Below are 25,539 nucleotides of genomic sequence, written 5' to 3' on the forward strand. Positions count from 1 at the left end.
TCTAAATCCCTTAGCTTCGGTGCGATTGCCTGTGAAAACACTGTGATAGGAGGGAATTATAGTATGCCTGGGCGCGGCAGAACGCCAGAGGCCGGCGAGGATAGTTTCAGGCTGAAGGCCGATTCATCCCTATTTGCCAGCCACCGAAAATGAGGCAAGTTTTTGTAAAGTAAAGACTAATATACTGCTACAAGAAGGTACACTCGATGGCGTCGATCAACCAACGACGGCGGGCACAATTGACGCAGGAACGCTCGATATCATCCACCTGCTCATCTTCATCGTCGGCGATGAAGCCGTCGCACCCAGCCGCCAGTTGCCGCGAGGTGCCGTAATCTTCCTCCGCAAGGGTCAGTTGCCAGCGCCCCTGGCGTAGTTCAAATGCTTGCTGCATGCTATTCCTCATCGATTTAGCAGTGGGCCGTTAATAGTGTTTCAGCTGCTGCTTGAGGGCGTTGCGCCAGCGGCCCTGCTCCTCATACACCAGTAGAGAGACCTGATGATCCCGATAAACGGCCTTGACCTTGCCAGACAGATAGAGGGGCGTCTTGAAGCAGAGCTGCTCGCCGCAATCGCTGAGCACACGGTCGACCCCGGTCAGCTCGATCACCTCACCAACCGAGAGTGACACCTCACCCGCCTCTAGGCCGGGCAGGTTAAACTGCCCCTTGATACGACCATCGTTGCCCTGCAACCTAAGCCCCAGCCCCGCGAGGGCCCCTATGATCCCCTGCCCAGTGCCGCCATGTTCGCTCAGATGTATGCCAAGCTGCTCGGCCAGGGCGTAGGCTTGCGCCTTGGTCTTTACCTCCTCCTTAGCCTGCTCGCCGAAGGCGATGAGCGCCTCACGATCGCATGCATGCTGCAGATCCAGCAGGGCGATGCCGGGGTCTGCGGCCGCGGCGCTCTCGCTACGCAGATGGGCCACGGCTATCTCTAAGATCTCATTCTGAGACTTAGCGGTGCGCACCTGAAAACACATGGCGCTGTTGTGTGAGGTGTAGGGAATATCCGGGTGCACATAGAGCTGATGCCTAGTCACGAAGGCGCAGCGGCTCAGGTGGTTGTCGCTCAGCAGATGCGCTATCTCCTCGGCGATCTCCCCGGTTCCCTTGGTGCCGATATCGTCGGTATCGTCGATGCACACCAACCAAGATCTCAACCCAGATGCTCTCACCATGCTTATATCTCCTCTCTATCAATTAGATCGTGGCTGCGCAGTCGCTCCAGTACGGGCGGCACCAACATGGCCGCCAACAGGGCGAAGAAGCTGCCAAACAGCAGGCTCTTACCGAACTGTAGCGCCACCACTTGCGTGCTCATCCCCGCCAGAAGCCCCTCGATCAGCCCCTTGCTGGCCCAGGCCAGGGTGCCCACCAGCGCCAGTATGATGCAGCGCCACTTGAGCGCCAGCAGGCTGGGCAGTAGCAGCAGGCAGATATCCATGGTGATGGCTGGCAGGCCAAACTTGATCAGCAGCAAGGGACCGCCCTTGCCCACGCCCAGGGTCATGGCCATCATCCCCGCCAGCAGGCCACACAGGCTGATGGCACCGCGTTTACCCACGGCGCCATAGCAAATTAAATAGAAGAAGCTCATCAGGAACATGGAATGTCCCGACAGCCCTAGTTTTAGCCTCAGCATCCCCTTCAGCGCCACCAGCAGGGTGGCACAGAAGCCGATAAACAGGGCGTCATTTAGGTTGAATCCTTTATTGTTCATACGCTTGGTTCTCACTAATAGGGCCAGTGGGTCGGCTTGGGATGACGACCAAACTGGCGCAGCCTGGCCGCGGTGGCCATCTGCTTGGATAGTTTTAACAGCTGGATCAGCAGCGGATAGAGCACGCAGTAGATCAGCTCGCGCCAATGCTTGAGTCGCCACAACGACTTGAGGCGAATGTTGGCGCCGCGCATCACCTGCATCTGATAGATCTCCCGCGTCTCCTGCCCTAAGTAAGGCAAGATGCCGAAACAGGCGGCCAGCACGAAGGCCCACTTGTGGGGCAGACAGAAGCTGAGTACCTCGCCGATACGCTGGGGCGAGCAGGCCACCGACAGCCACCAGCCGGGGATCATGGCCATCAAGATGCGGCACACGGCGATAATCCCCTCGGGCAGACGCTCGAGCCCGTGCAGCAGCAGATAGAGCAGGCTAGTGATCGCCAACTGACTGGTGAAGATCACCAGCAGCCCCCTGAGTCGCCCGCCCAGGTAACGCCCCTGTATCAGTAACAGCAAGTTCGCCAGCCCCAGGTAATGCAGCCATGACTGGGGCAACAGGAAGGCGCAGCTGGAGAGCCCCAGTGCGAGCAAGATAGCGAGCGCGCACCAGCGGGTGTCGTTAACCGCGAAGTGGCGTTTAGCACGGCGCACTCCAGGCGCACGTACGCCGCGTCTAGCCCACACGAGAATACGCCTGTGGCGAGGCCCCCAGCGAGGCAGAGAGGGTCTCGAGACGCCCATCCACCACCCGCCAGAGGCGATCCACCGGCAGCGCCGCAATCGGCCTGTGACTGGCGATCACCAGGGCTGTGCCCCGACGGCTCAGCTCCATCAGCAGCGCCACTATCTTGTCGGTAAAATGCTCGTCCAGCCCAGCGAAGGGGTCATCCAGCAGCAGTAGTTTGGGCCTAAGACAGGCGAGCGACGCCAGGGCGATCAGATGCTGCTGACCGTAGGAGAGCGTATGAGGCGAGTGCCGCGCCAATGTAGTCAACCCAAGTTGCCCCAGGAGTTCGATGGCCCGCTCCAGCGGCAGGCCGAAACGCTTGAGGCTAAACTGCATCTCCTCGATAACCGTATTTTCAAACAGCTGTCGACTCGGCCGCTGGTGCAGCAAGGCCAGGTCGGCGCCGAAGCGTCCCAACTTGGGCTTCTTGCCAAACACCTTGATGCCCAAGGGATCGATATCCGCCTGAATACCGGCCAGACTCTTGAGCAGGGTACTCTTGCCGCAGCCGTTGTCGCCCACCAGGGCGGCAATCTCACCGGGGAAGAGCAGCAGGGAGTCGGCGTCGAACAGCTTCTGGCGCTCACGAAACGCTAAGGTAAAGCCATGACTGTCGATGACGGCGCTGCCCTGCGGCCAGGCCGGCGACTCGCGCCAACTTACCTGCTCCGCAGTCGCTTCACACTCCGCCGGCGCTAACGCCTGCAACTGACCCTGACTGAGCTGCCATCTGTGGGTGACCAGATCGCTGAAGACACCTCTGTGATGCTCGACGATCAACAGGGCCACGCCCTGCTGCTTGAGCTGGTTGAGCACGGCCGACAACTCAGCTACCCCCTGATCGTCCAGCTGCGCCCAGGGCTCGTCGAGCAGCAAGAGGTCCGGCTCGAGCACCAGCTGGGCGGCGATCATCAGGCGATAGCGCTGACCCAGCGAGAGGCTGGCGATGGGCGTATCCAGGCTGATATAGAGGCCGACCCGTCTTAGGGCCGAGCGCACCTGCACCAGCATCTCATTGCTGGCGACCCCTAAGTTTTCCAGGGCGAAGGCCACCTCGGCCCCCAGGGTCTGGCGCAGCAGCTGCACATTGGGGTCCTGCATCACCACGCCCAGGGTAGCCCCCTCGGCGATCTCACGCTCCCCCTCCCAGGGACGCTCCAGGATCCCCAGCAGCAGCTTGAGCAGAGTCGACTTACCACAGCCGGTGTAGCCGTGGATCAGGTGACACTCGCCGGCCGCTATGGTCAGATTAAGATCCTCAAACAGCGGCTGCGCCGCTGTCTGGAAGTTAAAATGGATCTGACTAAGTCGCACCAGGGCCATGGTTTATGCCTATAGCTGCCAGTTCACGCCCAGGAACAACTGACGACCCGCCTGAGGCAGCCCCTCGCTCTGATAGTAACGCTCATCGAGCAGGTTAGTGGCTCTGAGGTAGACAGACAGGGCGTCACCCGCGATAGGCTGGCTCAACTTGAGATCCACCAGTGTGTAGTCATCCAGCGACTTCTCCACCAGCTGTTTCTGACCGGCCACCTTCTCTTCGGTGTGGTACACCTGGCCCATGATGTGCTCGATATTCAGATTGATGCGGGTCGCAAAGCTAAACTCGTAATCCGCCTGTAGCCTGAATTGATGACGCGGACGATACTCTAAGGTATCTAGCCCCGGCGCCGCATCCTTGTCTTCGCTATCGAGGAAGCTGTAGCCAAAGCTCAGCGACAGGTTATCGATACTCTGATCACGCACCAGGAAGTCGACCCCCTTGAACTGATAGCGGCCCATGTTCTGATAGATGCCATCGACATCCTTGGCGATATAGTTGTCTGCATCCGTGTAGTAGGCCGCCAGGCTCAGATCTGTGTTGCTACCCAGCCCCTGTGCCAGACTCAGCTCCAGGTGTTTAGAGGTCTCGGATTGCAGATCTTGGTTACCCGACGAGAGTGAGTAGAGGTTGCGCATCGATGGGAAACGCACCTTACGGGCCACACCCAGATTGAGGCGAGTCGCTTCGGCGGCCTGCCAGTAGGCAGAAGCCTGCGCCGAGTAGTCGGACTCATCTTCGCGCACACGTTGCTGCTCATGTAGGGCGCCGCCTAGGCTGGCACCGATACTATCCTGTTGATACTGATATTCCGCCGCCAGGGTGTAGAGCCAGGACGAATCGTCGAATGACTCGGCGCCGCCAGAGCCATTACCACCGCCAGTACCAGAGCCATTACCACCGCCGGTTCCTGAGCCAGAACCGCCACCTGTGCCAGATCCGCTACCCGAACCAGTTCCACTGCCTGAACCCGAACCGCTACCGGTTCCCGATCCCGAGCCTGATCCGCCCCCAGTACCTGAGCCCGAACCACCTCCAGTTCCTGTTCCAGATCCGCTGCCAGAGCCAGTACCTGAGCCACTTCCTGAACCACTGCCGGTGCCACTTCCTGTGCCACTTCCAGAACCAGTAGTGTCGGTATCTACCTGATTACTCTCCGACTCCCAGCTCTGATGCTCTGCGATCAGGGCACCGGTCAGCAGGTGACCCTTATCGAAATCGGCGATCAGCTGCAGGTTACCGCCGCTGACCACAGAGCGGCCGTCCAGGCTCTGCTGCAGGCCGGCGAAGCTGTCATCCAGATAACGGTTTTCCAGCACGTCAGACTGATTCTGATAGATGAAGCCCCTCAGGGTCAGTAGTTCGTTGAATCTATGGGCCAGGCCCAGTTGCACCGTATGAGCATCGTAGTCGTCGACGCGTTCAAACTTGGCCTTTCCAGAGGTGGTGCCATCGACGGCGGGCTTGCCCCACTCGCCGCTACGCAGGCTGAGGTTTGCCATCAGTTGGGTATCGTCCGACAGCCAGTAGCTGCCCTGGGCAAACAGGTTGTTGATCGTCTTATCGCTGTTGAAGCGGGTATCGCCCTGCTGCACCTCGGTATCCGGCTGATCGCCAGACACGGGCCAGCCGTCTATCTGCTGACGCGACAGCGACACCAGTCCCTGCCAACGTTCGCCCGAACCCGCCACTGTCACGTCGCCGTTGAAGGTATCATTTTCGCCGCCCTCAATATGGCCGGAGAAGCCGGGCACGTCGGCGCCCTGCTTAGTGCGGATGTTAATCACACCACCGGCGCCGCCCGGACCATAGAGCACAGAGGTTGGCCCCATGGAGACGGTGACCGAGGCGATCTGGCTGGCGGGTACCACGCTAGGATCGAACTGACCATCTTCGGCGCCATTGGCGGGCACGCCGTTGATCAGATAGATAACGTGTCTGGCCTTAAAGCCGCGCACATCGACCCTGGGCGTTCCCTGACCACCGGTACGCACATAGACGCCGGGGGCATTCTTTAGCACCTGATCCAGGCTCTGGGCACCCATGGCCTGAATTTCATCCGCGCCTATGGTCCAGCTACTTGTGGTCTGTTGCAGCGGCGTCGGCTTCTCGCCGGTCACCACTATGACTTCGGCCACATCTAAAATGGGCTCGTGTTTGACTTCCTCGGCCATGACCAGAGGGCTGGCGGCAACCGCGGCGGCCACGAGTGATAATTTGAGACTGATTGGTTTGTTTTTCATGCTTTCATCGCTGTGTCATTTCCCTATGGCCGTCATTCTTCCGGCTTACACCTGTAGCAACAAGCTAACGAAAACCAAAAACAAACCCAGATCGACAAATTTGAACAAATGCCGCGGTAACGACGATAGACAAGGGACATTTTGTCCAGCGTAAAACCTTGATTAGACAAAAATACACAGGCTTGAAATGCTTCCGAAAAAACTGACAAATCTCTCTTTTCTTGGACAAGCTCACAGCTTAACCGCCTGTAACTTGACAGCTAACAGTCGGCACATTAGTTTGTGGTAAAGATTCTTATTACCAATTCAGATAAGTCTCACATTCGCCGCGTTTGATGTCCTTAACCCGCCCTCAAACTCACGCACTTTTTACCAGGTTGGAGTATTTCTTGAGCGTTTCCTCGCTGCCACAGGCCATACAATCCCTATCCCGCAAACTCGAAAAACTCGACATACACCCCCAGGGTGAGCCGATCATTCAGTTGTCGGTGACGGCCTGCGTTATGCCGATGATCGCCTGGATCGCCAGCCAACCTTGCTATCCCAGGATCTACTGGCATGGCCGCGACACCCAGGAAGAGGTCGCCGCCCTGGGGTGCTGTAAAGATTTCATCTTCGAAGATGCGGTAGACGACAACCAGCTTTCTCAGGCCTATCAGACCCAGAGATCACTCTCGACCAATCAGGAGATACGCTACTACGGCGGCGTCGCCTTCGATCGTCATACCGAGTGCTGGCCCGAGTATGGCCGCGCCCATTTCATCCTGCCCAGGGTCGAGCTGAGACGCAGTGGCGATGAATACAAGCTGCTGGTCAACCTCAATGTCGAATCCGGCGATATCGAGCAGGAGCGTAACCTGGCACAGCAGGCCCTCGCCGCCCTTGTACCACCCAAGCCGCTGGCGCCACCGAACAAGATCCAGCTGCTGAGTCGCAGCGACCGTCCCAACAAGCTGCGCTGGCACGAGCTGGTCAACCAGGTCACCCATGACAGGTTTATTCAGGACACGCCTAAGGTTGTGCTGTCCCGTCTGACGCAACTCGAGGTGAACGAAAAGGTGGATCCCTGGATGCTGCTGGCCAGCTGGCAGGGTCGCAATCAGAACAGTTTTCAATTTGGCTTTCAATTCAGCCCAGACAGCGCCTTTATCTCCTGCACGCCGGAGCGTCTCTACCGACGTCGCCAGCGCGAGGTATTTACCGAGGCCTTAGCGGGCACCACCACACGCGGACTCAACGAGGCCGAAGATGCCATGCTGGCGCAGCAGTTGCTGGACGACACCAAGAACAGCCATGAGAACCAGCTGGTACGCGAACATATCGTCGATGCCCTGACCCCACTGAGCAACTATGTGGGCGCCGACGAGCTGGCCAAGGTGTTTAAGCTGAGCCACATCCAGCATCTACACAGAGCCATTCGCGCAGAACTCAAGCCTGGGGTGAACGATTTTCAGATCCTGCAGGCCCTGCACCCCACCCCTGCCGTGGGCGGCCTGCCAAAGGCTTCGGCCATCAACTTTATTCGCCAGCGAGAAGGCTACACCCGTGGCTGGTATGCCGGTGCCTGTGGCTACTTCAACAAGTATGAGAGCGAGTTTGCGGTGGCGATTCGTAGTGCGCTGATCGAACCCGGGCGCATCAATCTGTTTGCCGGTGCGGGCATCGTCTCGGGCTCTGAGGCCGAGGCGGAATGGAACGAGCTGGAGAATAAGCTCAAGACCATAATGTCTATTCTGACCGAAGTGTAATTTAATTGGGTAGTGGCACCCGGACGCGATAGCTGATGTTGGCCTGAAACAGCCTATCCAGCTCGCCACTCTCGGCCATGCGCGCCATGGCGCCATTGAAGATCGCCTTCAGACGCTTGCCCTTAGGTGTCTGAGGAAAGACGAAAAACACCTCTGGATTCAACACGTTTTCCTTGATCACATATTGCTGTGGCCGATTTAGCTGGCTGGCGAGTCCCTGCAGGGAACGCTTGTAGTCGAGCACGGCGTCTATCTTGCCGTTGTTGACATGATTGAGCATCTGCAGCAGATCGCTGCCCTCCTCGTAATACATGGGCACCTTGATAAAGGTGTCGTAGCGATACTCCAGCAACGCCTTCACCTTCTTCTTTTTCAGGCTGTTGATATCCTGCCAGATGGCCGCCAGCTCTGGGGTGAGGGCCGCGTCCACCTGATCCACCTCCACCGGCAGGTCGCAGTAATAGTCGGGTTTGACTTCGTCGATATAGAAGCCCAGCCCCACATCGACCTTTTGTTGTTGCACCATGTAGAGGGCGCGGGAGAAAGGCACGAAATCTATCGAGAGTTTCCACTTGGGGGCGGGAAAGGCGCTTTGCAGCAGCGCGAGATAATAGCCCTTGCCATCGGGCGTGCTGTAACCGGGCCAGTTGCCGGTCACGACAGTGATCTCTTCCACCTCTTCGGATGCGGCGCGCCTGGGCGTACTCACTAACAGGCAGGCGCACAAGATGACCACAAGATAACGCCAAGATCTCATCGGCCCCCTCCTCGAAATCATGGTGATAGTCCACCAAGTGTAGTCTCTTTATGTGGTCCAGGCGGGAGCTGGGCAGAGAAAACGGCGCAAAATCCTTGCTCATTTGGTCTTAATGACTATAATTTGCCGCCCTGTCTCCCGGGCCAACCCTGGAGACGGCTAACCGAGGCATAAGCCTTATCCAGTTTCTAAGCGGGTTCCCTCACCCCGCGTTAACCCACTAAAAAGGCCACAAGATGTTAATGTTATCCCAAGCGCAGATTCAGCGTGCGCTACTGCTGCTCGTCAGCTTTCATATTGCCATTATCACAGCAAGTAACTACTTGGTTCAGCTACCCTTTCAGCTATTTGGTTTTCATACCACCTGGGGCGCCTTTAGCTTTCCCTTCGTCTATCTGGCCACAGATCTGACGGTGAGAATCTTCGGCCAGCAGTCGGCGCGTAAGATCATCCTCAGGGCCATGATACCTGCGCTGCTGATCTCCTATCTGATCGGCGTGCTCTTCCATCAGGGCAGCTTTCAGGGTGGCGACGCCTTGGCGCAGTTCAACAACTTCGTGTTTCGTATCGCCTTCGCCAGCTTCGCCGCCTATCTGGTGGGCCAGCTGATGGACATTACCGTGTTCGCCCGCCTAAGACAGGCCAAGGCCTGGTGGGTAGCACCTGCAGCTTCGACGGTTATAGGCAACCTTATCGACACCCTGGTGTTCTTCAGCGTGGCCTTCTATGCCTCGAGTGATCCCTTCATGGCCGAGCACTGGATGGAGATCGCCAGCGTCGATTACGGCTTTAAGCTGATCGTCAGCCTGGGCCTCTTTCTGCCCGCCTACGGCGTCTTGCTCAGGGTATTGCAGGAGCGAATTTTGCGAGAAGGCCAGACAAAATCGCAAAGCGAACTGGCCTGACCAGTTGATTTGTACTATCATCGCGGCACTCAAATTTTCACCAGTGCCGCCTTGCTAGCGACAAACTTTGGAGAGCCAAGATGTACACCACAAGTATCGAGCATCACACCCAGCTGAGCGATGAGCTCATCGACACTCTGATTGGCCTAAGCCAGGAGGTGCCCGAATTCGACGGCCGTCATCGGGCTGAAGACTATCAAGCGCGCCTCAGCGGCAAAACCTTTCTGGTACAGCTGATCCGCATCGAGGGCGAGTTGGCGGGCTACAAGATAGGCTATGGCGAGACCAATGGTGAGTTCTACAGCTGGCTGGGCGCCATTCTGCCTGAGTTTCGTCAGCTGGGACTGGCCAAGGCATTGATGCAAGATCAGGAGCGCTGGGCCAAGACCCAAGGCTTCAACACCCTGGCGGTGAAGACCTATAACCGCTTCGCCAGCATGTTACAGCTGCTAATCCAACAGGGTTATAAAATAGCCGGCTTGGAAAATATCGCGGCCAATATCGATGATAACAAGTTGGTTTTAAACAAATTACTGAACTAAAGCATGTTGATCGTGAATCTTTACACGATAAAAGCTTGCAAACCTAAATGATAATTATTACTATTTAGGTGCGTTCCAAAACTCAGTCTGTTTTAAGCACTTCATCTCTGCTTACTATGATGAGTTCGCAAGCACAACATTGCTCACACACTCTTTGTGGCCGGAATATTAGTATTCCGGCTCTTTTTTTATCTGAAGCCCAAGCTTACCGAGCTGCCCAGGGAATCTTTACGAATCCCTAAACCTCACCAATCACTAAGCCTTACCAATCACTAGGCCTCTCGCGCCTTCTTATCCAGCGCACTGGAGAAATGCAGCCCCTCGTAGGGCGGATTGAACTGATCGTCGATCGCCTTGTGGTACAGGCCTATGGTAAACAGGGTGCCCTTACCGACCGTGGAACTGACCTCTATGGTGCCGCCGATACGCTTGATGATGCCATAGCTCAAGGAAAGCCCCAGTCCGGTACCGTCCTGACGCGTGGTGTAGAAAGGATCGAAGATGCGCCCCAGTTGCTCCTCGGGGATCCCCTTACCCTCATCTTCCACCTCTATCTTGACCCCTATAGGCTCTCCGCCCTGCACCCAGTCGTAGGTGCGGATCCAGATGCGTCCCTGTCCATCCATGGCGTGGGCGGCGTTGACCACCAGGTTGATCAACACCTGTAATAGCTGAGGACGATTCACCTCGATAGGATAACTGGCGTTGAGATCCTGGATCAGCACCACCTCCTGCTTCTTGATGGAGTGACGCACCAGGATAGCCATCTCCTCGACGATCGGCGTGAGCTGATGCATCTCCAGCGGCGCGTTGAACTCGCCCGGACGGCTGTATTGCAACAGGCTGCGAATGATGGTGCTGATACGCCCCACCTGCTCGATGACGATATCTATCTCTTCCTCGACATCCTCGGCCTTGTCGCCTAGCTCAGACTTCAGCAGCTCCATGTTACCCAAGATAACCGCCGTGGGGTTGTTGATCTCATGGGCGATACCTGCCGTCAACTCACCCAGGGCGGTCAACTTCTCGTTGGTCACTAGCTGCTGGCGGGTCTCGTTCAGCAGGGCCACGTTACGCTGTAGCTCCTCTGTCTTCTCCTGCAGGCTGCGGGTACGTTCCTCGACCTTGACCTCAAGCTGCTCTGCCGCCGCCTGGATCTGCGAGTTGCGTCGCTGCAACAGGTCCAGCATGCGGTCGAACTGCTCGGCCAGATTCGCCAGCTCGTTGTCGCGCTCCAGCCCCAAGGATCCGATTCTCAGGTTACGCCCCGATTGCACCGCCTTTACCACATGGTGAATACGCTCGATCGGCTGTAGCAGGCTGTAGGCGCCGCGGTAAACCAGCAGGCCAGAGACAAGCAGCACCAACATGAGGATAGTCCCCAGCTCTATGATGTTCAGCAGGTAGTTATGAATAAAGGGAGATTCGGAAAATCCGGTGTAGATCATGCCGATACGCTCACCGCGAATATCCTTGAGCGGTGCATAGGCGGAGATAAACCAGTCGTTGTAGACGAAGGCGCGGTCGACCCACAGCAGCCCCTGCACCAACACCTTCTGCCTTACCTCTTCCGACACCAGACTACCCAGGGCTCGGCCGCGCTTCTCGCTGTCCTGGGGGAAGAAGTTCAGCGGCACGTTAGTGCTGATGCGAGTGTTGTCGAGGAAGATGGTTACCGTGCCGATGGAGCGCTCCGGCAGCGTACCCTTGTCATAAACCAGGTCACGAATATGGTCCACGATGCGAATGTCGCGATTAAGCAAGATGCCGCCGTCCAGATACCAGCCCACTGTGCCATCGCTGCCCAGGATCGGCAGCAGGCTGCGGCTGAGCATGCCGCGCTTCTCCACATCCTTGCTCGGCTTCTGGGATCTTGGGGTATCCACCAGGGTGATCACCGCCTCCTGCTCCAGGTTGGGCGCCAAACGGGCCAGACGCTGGGGCTGCAACACCATTAAACCCGAGAAGGGCTGATTGTCCTGTATCTTGGGCAGCATCACCCTAAGATCCGGGTCTTGGGCCGCCTCGGAGACGCTGATCAGCCTGAGGAAGTCCAGATCGAGCTCGGCCTGCTTTTGCTTGAGCAGCTCGGCCAGCTGAGATCTGGCGGCCTTGCTGTCGGTATCGAGATCGCGAAATTCGTTTTGAAACTCCCAGGAGGCGCGCACCAGCTCGAGCTGATTTTCCTGCTTCTCCTGCACAGAGATCAGTGTGTTGCTGGCAACGGTAAGGTCGGCCTTCACCTTCATGAAGAGCTGTTTGCCCGTGTAGCTGATATTCCAGTAGATGGTGATGAACACCAGGCTCACCAAGGTCAGCAAAATGGGCAGCAGGGTGAGGATCAAGATGCGATAACGCACCTTGGCTTGCAGCTGCTGCCAGTTGACACCAAAGAGACGCGAGAAAAAAGACACTGTTATTCTTCCTCGAGATGATTGAGTTCGAACCACTCTTTATATTTACGATCCAGTGTCTTACGGGAAACCCCGAGATCGCGCGCGGCGGCAGACTTGTTGCCCTGATGCAGGTCGACTACCGAGGTCACATGGTGTTTCTCAACTTCCTTGAGCGACCAGTCCAGCGGATAACCCAGCTCGCCAGTTGCCTCTGATTTAGGCTGCTGTTTCCAATATTCCGCCGGTGGCTTACCCAGCAAAATACAGCGCTCAATCATGTTGCGCAGCTCGCGGATGTTGCCCGGCCACTCATGCTGTTGCAGCTTGAGCATATCCTCGTGGCTCCACACCACCTCTTTAACCCCCAGCTCGGCGGCCAATAGGCGGGTGAAGTGATGGGTCAGTTCCACCACATCTTCGGGGCGCTCCCGCAGCGGTGGGATCACTATGTCTAATACGTTGAGTCGATAGAAGAGATCACGCCTGAAGTTGCCGGCCTCAACCTCATCCGCCAGCTTACGGTTGGTGGCCGCCAGCACCCGGACATCGATATTGATCTCCTTCTCGCTGCCCACGGGGCGTATGGTGCGCTGCTCCAGCACCCTCAGCAGAGCCGTCTGCATCTTGAGCGGCATCTCGCCTATCTCGTCGAGGAAGATGGTGCCGCCCGAGGCGAAGCTGAACAGGCCTTCACGGTTGCCCTTGGCGCCGGTGAAGGAACCGGCGGCATGGCCGAAGAGTTCACTCTCCAGCAACTCGGGGGCGATGGCGCCACAGTTGACCGGCACGAATGGCCCCTGACGACCGCTGAGCAGATGCAGCTGTCTGGCCACCAGCTCCTTACCCGTTCCTGATTCGCCTTCGATCAGGATCACCGCGTTGGTGGGCGCCACCCGCTCGATCACATGTTTCACCTCCATCATGGCATCGCTGCTGCCTATGATGGTGGAGGATTGACCGATGGAGACCTCGCGGCGCAGCATGAGGTTTTCGCGCTTGAGCAGGCGACGTTCGATGCAGCGGTCAACCGCCTTCATCATCTGCTCCAGGTGGAAGGGCTTCATAATAAAGTCAGAGGCGCCGGCACGCAGCGCCTTGATGGCCACGTCCATATCGGCATAGCCCGTCATGAAGATGATGTCTGAGCGCCGCTCCTGATCGCTCAGCGCCTCGTCCCACTCGATGCCGGAACGACCCGGCAGGCGAATATCGACGATCAGCAGATCGAAGTGACAGCGGCTCCTGAGCTGCTCGGCATCTTCGACGCTACCGGCGGTTTCCACCAGGGCGAACTTCTTCGACAGCGCCTTCTTCAGGAAGCTGCGCATGCCCGGCTCATCGTCGACGATTAGCACAGATACGGCAGATGGTAGGGGCTTCATCTCTTTATTAGGCTGGCTCATATTGTCTTCTTTTGGACATTTTGACTCATATTGAACAGATTCTAGCATCAAACCTCGGCCAATTGGTCACCCTGAACCAGTAGAATCACGCTCTGGGACATTATGTCTGGCGACAATTTGCCGAGCTTGCGATCTGCTTCACACTTTGTTGGCAACTTGTGAGCTTTTTTTACAGATAATGGATTTGGCACTGTTTTTGCTGAAACAGAGTCGTTATTTACACACAATCGGCGTGATACCGGCAACATCACGCACTCAAGCAGATGCCAAGGAGCAAAAATGCTAAAGCTAAAATCGATACTCAGCCTAGCGATCGTCGCCAGTGCCCTAACATTAACCTCGGCCCAGGCAGAAGAGATCATTAAACTGGCCACCACCACCAGCACAGAAAACTCTGGCCTACTCAAGCACCTACTGCCTAAGTTTGAACAGGAGTCTGGCTACAAGGTTCAGGTTATCGCCACAGGTACGGGTAAAGCACTTAAACTTGCTCGTCAGGGTGACGTGGACGTGGTAATGACTCACGCTCCGGCTGCCGAAGCCAAATTCGTTAATGAAGGCTATGGCATGATGCCACGCGGTATCATGGAAAACGATTTTGTGATCTTGGGCCCGAAAAATGACCCAGCGAAGATCCGTAGCAGTAAGACAGCCGAAGAGGCCTTTGCTAAAATAGCCGACTCTGGCGTGGGCTTCGTCTCTCGCGGTGACAACTCAGGTACCAACATGAAAGAGTTGATCATCTGGAAAGGCGCCAAGGTCGAGCCAACATTTAACGGCTACCGCGCCGTGGGCCAAGGCATGGGTAAGACACTGCTGATGGCCAACGAGCTACAAGCCTACACACTATCTGACCGCGGCACTTTCGTGGCCTACAAGGCGAAGCTAGATCTCGCGGTTGACTATGATGGCGGTAAGACACTGGCGAACCCCTATCAAATCATGTTGATCAACCCTGAGAAATACCCAGATCTTAACCACAAAGGTGCTAAGGCGCTGAGTGACTGGCTGATCGGCAACGAAGCCCAAGGCATGATTAACAGCTACACCGTACAGGGTGAGCAACTATTTAAGGCAACATATAGCGAATGAGTGAAGGCTGGTTAGCCCTAATACAGCAGGCGTTGAGCCTGCTGTTTTCATTAGATCCCGATGTTTGGTCTATCGTCAGCGTCTCCTTTTCTGTCTCTCTGGCTGCGCTGGCGATCACCCTTATTCCCTCTATGATACTGGGCTTCGTGCTGGCCTTCGCCCGTTTTCCCGGACGCTGGTTTGCAACGAATCTGGTACAGACGACCCAATCTATCCCCACAGTGGTGATCGGCCTCTTGGTCTATCTGATGCTTACCCGCATGGGCCCACTGGGCGATCTAAAATGGCTATTTACCCAGAAAGGCATGATACTGGGACAGATGATGATCTGCGCCCCCGTGTTAATCGCCATGAGTCAGGCCGCCTTTACCAGCGTCGACAAGCGTGCCTGGGAAACCTCACGCACCTTAGGTGCCTCCTGGCTGCGTTCCGTCTGGCTGGTGTGCCGCGAACTCAAAGTACCGCTATTGATGGCCATAGTCGCGGCCTTTAGCCGCATTCTCACCGAGGTGGGTTGTTCCATGATGGTGGGCGGCAACATCGCCGGCGTCACCCGCAATATCCCCACCGCCATCGCCCTGGAAACCAGTAAGGGCGACTTCGCCCAGGCTATCGCCCTGGGACTGGTACTGCTTATTCTGGCCTTAGTGCTCAACTTCACGCTCGGCACCCTCAGAGGTAGAGCCGAACCTAGGAGCCTTTAATCATGGTCAAGATCATCGCCAACAACATAGAGATGCGTTTCGGCAGTCGCCTGCTGTACCGTTTCGATCGCCTCAGTCTGGCCCAGCACCAGACCATTCACCTGCAGGGCGACAACGGCAGCGGCAAGACCACACTGATGAAGATGTTGGCAGGCCTGCAGGCGCCAAGTAGTGGCGAGATCCGCACAGAAGGCTTTAGCCCAACGCCATGGTGGCGCCGCAACCCTTTGCTGGGCAAGGCGGTCTATCTGCACCAACACCCCTATCTGTTTGACGGTAGCGTGGCCTACAACCTCAACTATGTGCAGCCCCTTTGCGACATGACGGAACAGGAGATCGCCTCGCGTACCCAGACGGCGATCGAGATGGCCCAGCTGGGCAGCCTGCTCAACCAAAGAGCCGCCAGCCTCTCCGGCGGCGAGCGCCAACGTCTTGCCATCGCCCGCACCTGGATCATGCGTCCACGCCTACTGATGCTGGACGAGCCTACCTCCAACATGGACAAGCTGTCCCAGCAGCTGGTACTGACCATGGTCAGCCACCTGAAACAACAAGGCACAGGCATGCTGATCAGCAGCCATCAAAGCTGTTCACTCACCAGTCTGTGCGAGCAGACCTGGCAGATACAGGCACAAGCAATTCGGGTAAGCCCGTCGACTCTCGATGAGCGCCCCTTCACCCCATCACAGCAGGAGCTGAGATATGTCACCGCAAATTGATGCCGTGATCCTTGCCGGCGGCATGGCCAGACGCATGGGCGGCAACGATAAGGGACTGGTCGAGTTAAACGATCAGCCGATGATTCAACATGCTATCGACAGGATAAAACCTCAGGTTAAGCAGATCCTGATCAACGCAAATCGCAACCAGGATCGCTATGCTGAGTTTGGTTACCCAGTATTGAGTGACGAAGACTCGGGTTATTTAGGGCCGTTGGCCGGCATGATCACGGCGATGGGACAGACCCAGGCCGACTACCTCCTTGTAGTGCCCTGCGACTGCCCGCTACTGCCGACAGATCTGGTACAGCGTATGCTGGCGGCGATCAAAGCCGAAGATGCCGAGATGGCAGTGGCCAGCGACGGCAAGCGAGAACAACCCGTGGTGTTACTGATGAAGCCCGCACTGCGAGGGTCGATGAAGGCCTTCTTAGATGCCGGCGAGCGTAAGATCGATTTCTGGTACGCCAAACACCAGTGCGTGGTGTGTGACTTCTCCGATCAGCCCAACGCCTTCGTGAACGTCAACACGCCAGAACAAAAACAACAACTTTCCGAGGCAATTGCCCACTAAAAATAGAGGTGTACATGAGCGTACCGTTTAACAATCCACTGCCGATCCCCGTCCTCGGATTTTGCGCCTACAGTGGCACGGGCAAGACGACCCTACTAAAGAAACTGATCCCCGAACTCAATCGTCGAGGCCTGCGGCTAGCCGTTGTCAAACATGCTCATCACAACTTCGATGTGGATATTCCCGGCAAGGACAGCTTTGAAATGCGCAAGGCCGGTGCCCGCCAGATGCTGGTCGCCTCCCATGTGCGCTGGGCACTGATGACGGAAGATCCTGTCGAGGATGCGCCCGAGCTGCCCCACCTGCTGGCCCAGATCGAGGCCGACAAGGTGGATATCGTCCTGGTAGAGGGCTTCAAGAAGCTGGCCCTGCCTAAGGTCGAGCTGCACCGCGCCGCCCACGGCAAGCCCTTTATCCATACCCATGACGAGCACATTCAGGCCATCGCCTGCTGCGACGACACTGAGCTGCCCTCGGATCTCAGACGCTTAGATATCAACGACGTGGGCCAGATAGCCGACTTCGTCATCGAATACGCCAACAACTGGCGCCCCTGCACGCCATCGCTCCCCCTCGCGCCAGAGTGCGGCTGCGAGCTGGACACCAGCAAGACGCTGTCGGTGAGACAGGGAATATACAAGATCCTCTCCTACGTCACGCCTGTATCGGCCACCGAAGAGGTCGCCATCGACGACAGCACAGACAGGGTATTGGCCCAAGATGCCATCTCGCCGGTGGACGTGCCCCAGCACACCAATTCGGCGATGGATGGTTTTGCGTTTGCCTACTCAGACCCCATGCTAGACAGCTACACACTGGTGGGCGATGTGATGGCGGGTCACAGCTATCGCGGCACACTCAACCCCGGCGAGGCGGTGCGCATCATGACGGGCGCTCCCATGCCGGACGGCGCCGATACGGTGCAGATGAAGGAGATGGCAGAAGATCGCGGTGACAGCGTCAGCTTCCAAGGCAAGATCAGCCTGGGACAACACGTGCGTCAAGCCGGTGAAGACATTGCCAAGGATCAGACCGCCCTGAGCGCCGGACACAGACTCAAGGCCGCCCATCAAGGCATGTTGGCCTCACTGGGCTTCGGCAAGCTGCCCGTGTATCGCCGTCCTAAGGTCGCCATCTTCTCCACTGGCGACGAGGTGTGTCAGCCGGGCGAGCCCTTAAAGCCTAACAGCATCTACGACTCCAACCGCTTCACCATCAAGTCCATGGTGAAACAACTGGGTTGCGAGGTGATCGATCTCGGCATCCTGGAAGATAACGAATCAGCCCTGGTCGACGCCCTACAAGGCGCGGCGCAGCAGGCCGATGTAGTGATAAGCTCCGGCGGTGTCTCGGTAGGCGATGCCGACTTTATCAAGTTGGCACTCGCCAAGGTGGGACAGATCAACTTCTGGCGCATCAACATGCGTCCGGGTCGTCCACTGGCCTTCGGTCAGATAGGCGATAGCCTCTTCTTCGGCCTGCCGGGTAACCCTGTGGCCGTGATGGTCTCCTTCATGCAGTTCGTTCAGCCTGCGCTGCGCAAGTTAGCAGGCGAACTGGAATGGGCGCCGACCTTAGTGCCCGCCATCGCCGACTGCACCCTGCGCAGCCGCACCGGCCGCACAGAGTTTACCCGCGGCGTCTATCATCTGGGCGCTGACGGTCGCCTGCATGTGACCAGCACAGGTGCTCAGGGGTCGGGCATGTTGAGCTCAATGGTGAAGGGTAACTGCCTTATCGTGATCGCCGAGAAAGACGAGCAGCTCAACGTGGGTGATACCGTTTATATTCAACCCTTTGCCGATCTTTTATAGTCGACAATGGATTAGCCAGGCGGGTGAAGTAAATACCCCGCCGCCGTAGGTGATTCTGTATGAGTTTGATAGTCGATACCTTTGGCCGCACCGTGGAATATCTGCGTCTCTCGGTGACCGACAGATGCGATTTTCGCTGTGTCTACTGCATGAGTGAAGACCCCTGCTTCCTCGACAGAGAGCAGGTGCTTAGCCTGGAGGAACTGGCCTGGATAGGCCAGGCCTTTACCGAACTTGGGGTTAAGAAGATCCGCCTCACCGGCGGCGAGCCTCTGGTGCGCACCGATTGCGACCAATTGGTCAAGCTGCTGGGACGACTCCCCGGCCTCAAAGAGCTGTCCATGACCACCAACGGCTCGCGCCTGAGCAAGTTTGCCGGCAAGATGCATGAGGCGGGACTAAGTCGACTCAACATCAGCCTGGATACTCTGAAACCCGAGCTATTTACCCAGCTGACCCGCAACGGCAACCTGGAGCGGGTAATACAGGGGATCGATGCCGCCAAGGCGGCAGGCTTTAACCGCATCAAGATCAACGCCGTGATCCTGCGTGGCCAGAATGACGACGAGGTGCTGGATCTCATCGAATTTTGCCGCGAGCGCGAACTGGACATCGCCTTCATCGAGGAGATGCCACTAGGGATCATCGACGAGCGCAAGAAGAGCCGTCACTGCAGCAGCGACGAGGTTAAGGCGATTATCAGCCAGCGCTATCCACTCTGTGTGTCCGACAAGCGTACAGGTGGCCCGGCCCGCTACTACACCATGCCAGGCAGCAAGATTCATGTGGGCTTCATCTCACCCCACAGCAACAACTTCTGCCACGAGTGCAACCGTGTGAGGGTCACAGTAGAAGGACGTTTGCTCCTCTGCCTGGGTAACGAAAACTCGGTGGACCTCAAGGCAATTGTCAGAGAATATCCCGGTGATATCGCGCGCCTGAAGCAGGCGATTCTCGAGGCGATCAAGCTCAAACCCAAGGAACATCACTTCGGCCCAGAGGGCGAAACCCAGATCCTACGCTTCATGAATGCCACCGGCGGCTAATGCCCTGGGCCATTTTCGGTGATAGACTCTGACACATCTGATATTGAATGAGTCTGACTCGAGATGGCCCTGACCCGAAGAAAATGGAATAACATCATCATCTTCGCCTCCATCGCCATGGTGGCGATACTCACCTTTTTGGAACGTCACCGCCAGGCGATCCCGGAAGATGCCCAGCCCCTCTTCGATCAACAGGCGCCCCTGTTTCAGCTGCAATATGACGATCTCTGGCTCGCCCAGCAGGGCTTCGGCTGGCAGTGTGACCCTCAGGTGCTCAACTGCCGCCAATGGGCCGAGGCCTGGAGTGGCATCCTGGTCTCGCCAATCGCCAAGCCCGCTGGCTTAGCCACGTCCGCCCATGAGTTGGTGATCCAGATCCGAGACATAGAGACGCCCCAGCTCTGGCTCATCTATCCCGAGGAGGGGCTGCTGAGCTCACCGGCCGGCAACTGGTACCGGATCCCGCCGAGCCTACGCCCGTCATTACAGCCGATCCTCAGACTCGATAATCCCTAAACCAGTAAAACGAAGAGACACCTATGCCCGAACTCCCAGAAGTCGAAGTGACCCGCCAAGGGATCTCCCCCCACCTGCTGGATCAGCAGGTCACAGGATTAACCGTGCGTAACGCCTCGCTGCGCTGGCCCGTCCCCGAGGTTGCCCAGCAGATAGTCGGACAGACCATCAGAGGCATACGCCGCCGCGCCAAATACCTGCTGCTGGATACCGATGCCGGCACCACCATAGTCCACCTCGGCATGTCCGGCAGCCTGCGGATCCTGCCCAAGTCGACGCCGGTGGAGAAGCATGACCATATCGATTTGGAACTGGCCAGCGGCAAGGTGCTCAGGTTTAACGATCCCAGACGCTTCGGCGCCTGGCTCTGGTGCGAGCTGCCCGAAGCCGCCCATCCCTTGCTGGCCAAGCTAGGTCCGGAGCCCCTGCAATCGGGCTTCAATGTCGACTATCTGGCCAAGGCACTGGAAGGTAAGAAGAAGGCGGTCAAGCTCTGCCTGATGGACAATCATATCGTGGTGGGCGTAGGGAATATCTATGCCAACGAGGCCCTGTTTGCCGCCGGCATACACCCCCAGGCCGAGGCGGGACGAATCGATAGGGAGCGGCTTACCGTGCTGGTTGCCGAGGTAAAACAGATCTTGGCCCAGGCGATCAAACAGGGCGGAACCACGCTCAAAGACTTCACCAACGCCGATGGCAAACCCGGTTATTTCGCCCAGAAGCTGCATGTCTATGGCCGCGGCGGCGAGACCTGCACCCAATGCGGCAACCTGCTGAGCGAGATCAAACTGGGGCAAAGGGCTACCGTCTTCTGCGGCCTGTGTCAGCCACGCTAGGACCTGCTTGGATACCCCTGCCTGAGCAACTCCCTGCCGCAAAAAGCAAAAAGGCTGACAAGATGTCAGCCTTTTTAATTGCTCGTTTTCAGCTAAAGCCTTAGCTATACAACTATTCTAAATATTAGAAGCGATACTCATAACTGCCGAACAGGGTCGCATTGGTATCCTTGTCGTCCGCCTCGAATTCAGACTGAGACACAGTGCCGCCGAGGCTCATCATCCCCTTCCAAATTGGCAGGCGATAGCTGAGCTCCAGCATCAACAGATCTTCCTTACGCGGCTTGGGTGCCCAACCATTATTGACCGTCTTTCCATCCTTGTTTAACTGAGCATAACGCAGCAGAGAGGTGAAGCCATGGCTATTGGCAAACTGACCGATAAGCCCCAAGACATAGACGTTGGCGTCGCTGTCATAGGTACTGCCGAGTGAGCGGCCATAGTAGCGCGAGCCACTCTTATAGGTGGTGTGCTCATAGAAGCAGTTGAAGACATTCTGATCCTCGCCACAGGCCACCATGGTATCTGAATACTCGAAGAAGAGCTTATACTGCTGAGAATCGAACTCGAAACGGGTATCGGCGCCGAACAGCTTGGCGCAGTCGGCCAGATCCCAAGGCATAGGGCCACTCGAGTCTTCACAGGTACGCTCTAAGTAGAGGCCTACCGGGATATCGAACCAGGTATCGGCGTAACGAATATCGAAGCCCGCCATCTGGTTGCCTATCTTAGACTCCAGAGCAGGGTCACAGCTCGCCTCACCGTTCACACAGGTGGTATTACCGGCGATGGCATCGAACAGGGTCGATAGGCCGCACTCCTCGCCCTCGCCGCAGAACATTGTGGTCCAGGAGATCCCCATCTCTAACTGCCTCAGGGGACGTATGGTGCCGCGAAAGTTCCACAGCAATGGATTGGCGACGGCGCGCTCCTCTTCCAGGTAGCTGATGCCGGTTGTCAGTGTCCAGGGACCTATCCAGGAGAGCCAGGGCGTCTCGAACGCCGCCGCATTGTTGCGGCTCAGCATCAGGCTAGGCAGCGGACGGGCATTATTGGAGCGATGCAGCGCGGTATCGAATCCCGGTCCCCACCATTGATCCACGGCGCCGGCAGTGACCATCCAGTTACCCAGGGCAACTGCAAAATAGGAGTCATCCAGGCGAATCTCTTTCTCGTCCATGGGGTCATAGTGAGCCGAGGCCGCGACTTTGAAGGCAAATCTGTCACCCAGATACTCGTGGGACGCCTGTACCTCTGCCTTCTCGCGATAGTCGGAACCGAAATGCTGGAAGCGCGCCGGGTCGCTGCTGCCAGCCAGCTTGATGCGGCTGTTACCACGATTCTCGACCGCATTGCGGTAGTAGAAGTTCACCCGGGCAAACGCGGTGGCGAGACCTGGCGAGAGCACTGAGGGTTCCACCTTACTCAGATCGCTCCCAATACCCGACCACATCAGGGGGTAGGTATTGACGGGCACAGTGATCACTCCCGCATCGGCGAGGGCCTGAATGTCGGCTCTGAGATAGATATCGGACACATCGACCCAGGGGGCCGCGTGGGCTAAGGAGGTGATCATCAGGCCTAAGGCTGCGACGCCTCCAACAACATAAGCGCGAATTTTTTCCATCATAACGGGCAAATTAATCCTTTTTTTGCAGCGCTTTGGCTACTTCTTCATGCACAAATTGACTGACATCACCACCATGTAATGCCACCTCTTTCACCAGCGTCGAAGAGATAAACGAGTTCTCTTCGGCCGGGGTTAAAAATACGCTCTCCAGGTCGGCGCTCAGGCGCCTGTTCATGTTGGCGAGCTGAAACTCATATTCGAAATCTGATACCGCCCGCAGGCCACGCACGAGGACACTGGCATTCTGCTCCTTGGCAAAGTCCACCAGCAGGCCGCTAAAGCCCACCACCTCGACATTGTCCAGATGCTCGGTCACCCTTTTGACCAACTTTACCCTCTCCTCCAGGCTGAACCTCGGCTGCTTGGAGGGGTTGGCGGCGATGCCTATCACCACCTGTTTGAACAACTTCGCCGCACGCTCGATAAGGTCGGTATGACCGTTAGTGACGGGGTCGAATGTTCCAGGATAAATCGCTTTCGTGTGCATGGCTCGCAGCCCTTACTTTGGCTTGGTATAAGTTAATGGCGGAATTGCGCCTAGTTTAACGAGTTTCCCCCCCGGATTGAACCACCGGCATCGAATTGTTTATTGTCGAAAAAATCCCTAAAAGTTACAATTTGCATCAATAGTGTAAAAATGCCGTGGGAGAATGCTCGGCAAGACACTCGCCGATGCTATGATAGATGAGATTAACCGTCGTTCTAAGCACGCTTGTTTTAAGCATTCGGCCTTAGGCGCTGTGCCTACTAACAACCTCCCATCAGATAAGTTTTCATATGATTAAAAGCGTACTAGTCATTCGCAATGATAAAATTGGCGACTTCGTGCTCACCTGGCCCGCGCTCTATGAGCTTAAAATGGCGCTACCCAACGCCAGCATTGAGGTCTTCGTCGATCCTGCACTGAAAGATTTCGCCATGGCCTGCCCCTACATAGACCATGTGATAGTGGATGATGGCGACGACCAGGCGATCACTAAGACATTTGCCGAGCGTCATTACGATGCGGTTATCGTGTCACGCTCACAGATCCGCACCTACCGACTGCTACGCAAGCTGGATATTCCCTACAAGCTGGCCCCTAAGCTGAACTGGTATCAGTATCTGTACCAGCACAGAACCAGCATAGAGGTGCCTAAAGGGCTGGGTGGCTGGCGTAAGAGCTGCATGATGGTCGAGCGCTTCTTAGCCGATCACAGAATACCTGTCCCCACACTGCCGACACGCTACTGGGATCTCTCCCACGAGCGGCGCAAGTGGCAAGATCACTATGGCCAACAAGGAGAGGAGCGACTGATCTTCGCCCATCCCGGCACCGGCGGCTCATCGGGCGGCATCTCCCCCAGCGACTTTGCCGGCCTGCTGGCTCAGGTAGATAGGCTGACCGCAATTGAGTGCAAGTTCGTGCTGACTTTCAGCGGCCAGGAGATCGCCCTGGCCCAGCAGATCTATGACCTGCTCAGTGCCCAAGGGATCAAGGTGGTGATGGCCGAGCCGCTCGCTAGCCTGGCCGACTTTGCCAAGTCTCTGGTCGCCGCCGACATGTTTATGGCAGGCTCTACCGGTCCTCTGCATATCGCCGGCTTACACAATGTGCCGACAGTCGGTTTCTACGCGGGCAGACGCTCTGCGCCTAAGGTGCGTTGGCAGACCCTAACCCAGAGCGAGAGGCGTCTGGCCTTCACTCCGCCCGTCGGCAAGAAGACAGGCAGGAACATGGCGCTTATCGACTTCGATCTGGCTGCCAAGGAGATCGCGGCCTTTTTAGATACCCAATACGCGAGTCAGTCAGCTGTCAGCTAAGCTAGCTGGTGTGACTCTGTTTTTCTCACAAACGGGACAAGTATTATGATCATAGTAACGGGTGCTGCCGGCTTTATCGGTAGCAACTTAGTTAAAGCGCTCAATAATTTAGGGCGTAGTGACATTATCGCCGTAGACGACCTGACCGACGGCACTAAGATGTTTAACCTGGCCGACTGTGAAATTGCCGACTATCTGGATAAAGCCGACTTCATCGAGCAGATCGCCCAGGGACAGTTCGATGGCAAGGTCGAAGTGATCTTCCATCAGGGTGCCTGCTCGTCGACCACAGAGTGGGACGGCAGGTTTATGATGGCCAACAACTACGAGTATTCCAAGACACTGCTCCACTTCTGCGAGCGTAACGGCAGCCAGTTTATCTACGCCTCGTCGGCCTCCGTCTATGGCGGCAGCGACAAGTTTATCGAGCAGCGAGAGCTGGAGAAACCACTCAACGTCTACGCCTACTCTAAGTTCCTGTTCGACCAATATGTCAGGCAGCACAGCTTCACCACTCAGGTAGCTGGCCTACGTTACTTCAACGTCTATGGGCCTAGGGAGCAACACAAGGGCGGCATGGCCAGCGTGGCCTTCCACTTCAACAACCAGATCAAGGCAAGCGGCATCTGTCGCCTGTTCCAGGGCCACGACGGCTTCGAAGATGGCAAGCAGCTGAGAGACTTCGTTTATGTGGAAGATGTGGTCAAAGTCAACCTCTGGCTTTGGCAAAACCCAGGGATCTCAGGGGTATACAACTGTGGTACGGGTCAGGCACAGAGCTTCAACGACGTGGCCAATGCGGTGATCGCCTATCATGGTAAGGGAGAAATTGAATATATTCCCTTCCCGGATAAGCTCAAGGGCGCCTATCAGAGCTATACCCAGGCCGACCTCACGCAGCTGAGAGCCGCCGGATATACTCAGGCCTTTAAGACGGTCGAGCAAGGGGTTCCCGAATATCTGGACTGGCTGGCCGCGCAGCACTTTATCGGTCAGTAGTGAAAGGTCAGTAAAAGAAAGCCCCGGGTGATACCTG

24 protein-coding genes are annotated in these 25,539 nt (G+C 56.8%); 13 read left to right on the top strand and 11 right to left on the bottom strand.

Going from position 1 to position 25,539, the window contains the following annotated elements; translation table 11 throughout:
* Positions 1-187 precede the first annotated feature (187 nt).
* Genes K0H81_RS19295 through K0H81_RS19320 form a run of 6 tightly spaced genes read right to left on the bottom strand, consistent with a single transcriptional unit; the run spans position 188 to position 6,015 of the window.
* On the bottom strand, positions 188-394 hold the full coding sequence (locus tag K0H81_RS19295) for a hypothetical protein (RefSeq protein ID WP_220059388.1): 207 nt from the start codon (positions 392-394) through the stop codon (positions 188-190).
* A 30-nt stretch (positions 395-424) separates the two neighbouring features.
* Positions 425-1,162 carry a DNA-binding protein gene (locus tag K0H81_RS19300; RefSeq protein WP_220060900.1) on the bottom strand — a complete coding sequence of 246 codons (738 nt, stop codon included), beginning with the start codon at positions 1,160-1,162 and terminating at the stop codon, positions 425-427.
* Positions 1,163-1,182: 20 nt separating this feature from the next.
* Positions 1,183-1,722, bottom strand: a complete 540-nt coding sequence (locus tag K0H81_RS19305; RefSeq protein WP_220059389.1) for a core component of ECF transporter — start codon at positions 1,720-1,722, stop codon at positions 1,183-1,185.
* Between the two features lie 14 nt (positions 1,723-1,736).
* Positions 1,737-2,408 carry an energy-coupling factor transporter transmembrane component T gene (locus K0H81_RS19310; protein WP_258406337.1) on the bottom strand — a complete coding sequence of 224 codons (672 nt, stop codon included), beginning with the start codon at positions 2,406-2,408 and terminating at the stop codon, positions 1,737-1,739.
* Positions 2,398-3,774, bottom strand: a complete 1,377-nt coding sequence (locus tag K0H81_RS19315) for an ATP-binding cassette domain-containing protein (protein WP_220059390.1) — start codon at positions 3,772-3,774, stop codon at positions 2,398-2,400. Before K0H81_RS19315 ends, K0H81_RS19310 begins: the two co-directional genes overlap by 11 nt.
* A gap of 9 nt (positions 3,775-3,783) precedes the next feature.
* Complete coding sequence (locus K0H81_RS19320) at positions 3,784-6,015, bottom strand: TonB-dependent receptor (RefSeq protein ID WP_220059391.1); 2,232 nt, start codon at positions 6,013-6,015, stop codon at positions 3,784-3,786.
* A 389-nt stretch (positions 6,016-6,404) separates the two neighbouring features.
* On the opposite strand from K0H81_RS19320, the gene K0H81_RS19325 reads away from it, so the two are divergent.
* Positions 6,405-7,763: an isochorismate synthase gene (locus K0H81_RS19325; RefSeq protein ID WP_220059392.1), complete on the top strand. Its 1,359-nt coding sequence runs from the start codon at positions 6,405-6,407 to the stop codon at positions 7,761-7,763.
* A 1-nt stretch (position 7,764) separates the two neighbouring features.
* Here K0H81_RS19325 and K0H81_RS19330 read toward each other — a convergent pair whose 3' ends face one another.
* Positions 7,765-8,520, bottom strand: coding sequence for a transporter substrate-binding domain-containing protein (locus K0H81_RS19330; RefSeq protein WP_220059393.1), 756 nt, complete (start codon positions 8,518-8,520; stop codon positions 7,765-7,767).
* A 236-nt stretch (positions 8,521-8,756) separates the two neighbouring features.
* On the opposite strand from K0H81_RS19330, the gene K0H81_RS19335 reads away from it, so the two are divergent.
* Entirely contained in the window at positions 8,757-9,425 is a 669-nt protein-coding gene (locus tag K0H81_RS19335) for a 7-cyano-7-deazaguanine/7-aminomethyl-7-deazaguanine transporter (RefSeq protein WP_220059394.1), read from the top strand.
* Positions 9,426-9,505: 80 nt separating this feature from the next.
* The gene (locus tag K0H81_RS19340) at positions 9,506-9,967 is read left to right on the top strand and encodes a GNAT family N-acetyltransferase (RefSeq protein WP_220059395.1); all 462 of its coding nucleotides are present in this window, start codon (positions 9,506-9,508) and stop codon (positions 9,965-9,967) included.
* Between the two features lie 272 nt (positions 9,968-10,239).
* Here the strand turns inward: K0H81_RS19340 and K0H81_RS19345 are convergent, their stop codons facing one another.
* On the bottom strand, positions 10,240-12,381 hold the full coding sequence (locus tag K0H81_RS19345) for a sensor histidine kinase (protein WP_220059396.1): 2,142 nt from the start codon (positions 12,379-12,381) through the stop codon (positions 10,240-10,242).
* A 2-nt stretch (positions 12,382-12,383) separates the two neighbouring features.
* Positions 12,384-13,814, bottom strand: a complete 1,431-nt coding sequence (locus K0H81_RS19350) for a sigma-54-dependent transcriptional regulator (protein ID WP_011867476.1) — start codon at positions 13,812-13,814, stop codon at positions 12,384-12,386.
* A gap of 231 nt (positions 13,815-14,045) precedes the next feature.
* On the opposite strand from K0H81_RS19350, the gene K0H81_RS19355 reads away from it, so the two are divergent.
* From K0H81_RS19355 to mutM, 8 genes are all read left to right on the top strand, one after another.
* Entirely contained in the window at positions 14,046-14,858 is an 813-nt protein-coding gene (locus K0H81_RS19355) for an ABC transporter substrate-binding protein (RefSeq protein WP_220059397.1), read from the top strand.
* Complete coding sequence (locus K0H81_RS19360; RefSeq protein WP_011867478.1) at positions 14,855-15,562, top strand: ABC transporter permease; 708 nt, start codon at positions 14,855-14,857, stop codon at positions 15,560-15,562. The genes K0H81_RS19355 and K0H81_RS19360 overlap by 4 nt, the downstream gene beginning before the upstream one ends.
* A gap of 2 nt (positions 15,563-15,564) precedes the next feature.
* On the top strand, positions 15,565-16,281 hold the full coding sequence (locus K0H81_RS19365; protein WP_220059398.1) for an ATP-binding cassette domain-containing protein: 717 nt from the start codon (positions 15,565-15,567) through the stop codon (positions 16,279-16,281).
* On the top strand, positions 16,265-16,855 hold the full coding sequence (mobA, locus tag K0H81_RS19370) for a molybdenum cofactor guanylyltransferase MobA (protein ID WP_144201319.1): 591 nt from the start codon (positions 16,265-16,267) through the stop codon (positions 16,853-16,855). The genes K0H81_RS19365 and mobA overlap by 17 nt, the downstream gene beginning before the upstream one ends.
* Positions 16,856-16,869: 14 nt before the next feature.
* On the top strand, positions 16,870-18,669 hold the full coding sequence (locus tag K0H81_RS19375) for a bifunctional molybdopterin-guanine dinucleotide biosynthesis adaptor protein MobB/molybdopterin molybdotransferase MoeA (RefSeq protein WP_220059399.1): 1,800 nt from the start codon (positions 16,870-16,872) through the stop codon (positions 18,667-18,669).
* A gap of 59 nt (positions 18,670-18,728) precedes the next feature.
* Complete coding sequence (gene moaA / locus K0H81_RS19380; RefSeq protein ID WP_220059400.1) at positions 18,729-19,715, top strand: GTP 3',8-cyclase MoaA; 987 nt, start codon at positions 18,729-18,731, stop codon at positions 19,713-19,715.
* A gap of 63 nt (positions 19,716-19,778) precedes the next feature.
* A complete protein-coding gene (locus tag K0H81_RS19385) occupies positions 19,779-20,231 on the top strand; it encodes a hypothetical protein (protein ID WP_220059401.1) in 453 nt (150 codons plus the stop codon).
* Between the two features lie 23 nt (positions 20,232-20,254).
* Positions 20,255-21,070, top strand: coding sequence for a bifunctional DNA-formamidopyrimidine glycosylase/DNA-(apurinic or apyrimidinic site) lyase (gene mutM / locus K0H81_RS19390; protein ID WP_144201311.1), 816 nt, complete (start codon positions 20,255-20,257; stop codon positions 21,068-21,070).
* A gap of 124 nt (positions 21,071-21,194) precedes the next feature.
* On the opposite strand, the gene K0H81_RS19395 is transcribed toward mutM, so the two are convergent.
* Positions 21,195-22,700 (bottom strand): capsule assembly Wzi family protein, encoded by a 1,506-nt coding sequence (locus tag K0H81_RS19395; protein WP_220059402.1) that lies wholly within the window; start codon positions 22,698-22,700, stop codon positions 21,195-21,197.
* A gap of 10 nt (positions 22,701-22,710) precedes the next feature.
* Positions 22,711-23,187: a pantetheine-phosphate adenylyltransferase gene (gene coaD / locus K0H81_RS19400; protein WP_011867486.1), complete on the bottom strand. Its 477-nt coding sequence runs from the start codon at positions 23,185-23,187 to the stop codon at positions 22,711-22,713.
* Between the two features lie 290 nt (positions 23,188-23,477).
* Between coaD and K0H81_RS19405 the strand changes: the two genes are divergently transcribed.
* Complete coding sequence (locus K0H81_RS19405; RefSeq protein WP_220059403.1) at positions 23,478-24,503, top strand: glycosyltransferase family 9 protein; 1,026 nt, start codon at positions 23,478-23,480, stop codon at positions 24,501-24,503.
* A gap of 45 nt (positions 24,504-24,548) precedes the next feature.
* Positions 24,549-25,502: an ADP-glyceromanno-heptose 6-epimerase gene (gene rfaD, locus K0H81_RS19410; protein ID WP_220059404.1), complete on the top strand. Its 954-nt coding sequence runs from the start codon at positions 24,549-24,551 to the stop codon at positions 25,500-25,502.
* Positions 25,503-25,539: the final 37 nt, after the last annotated feature.

This window comes from Shewanella halotolerans (assembly GCF_019457535.1).
Lineage (GTDB): Bacteria > Pseudomonadota > Gammaproteobacteria > Enterobacterales > Shewanellaceae > Shewanella > Shewanella halotolerans.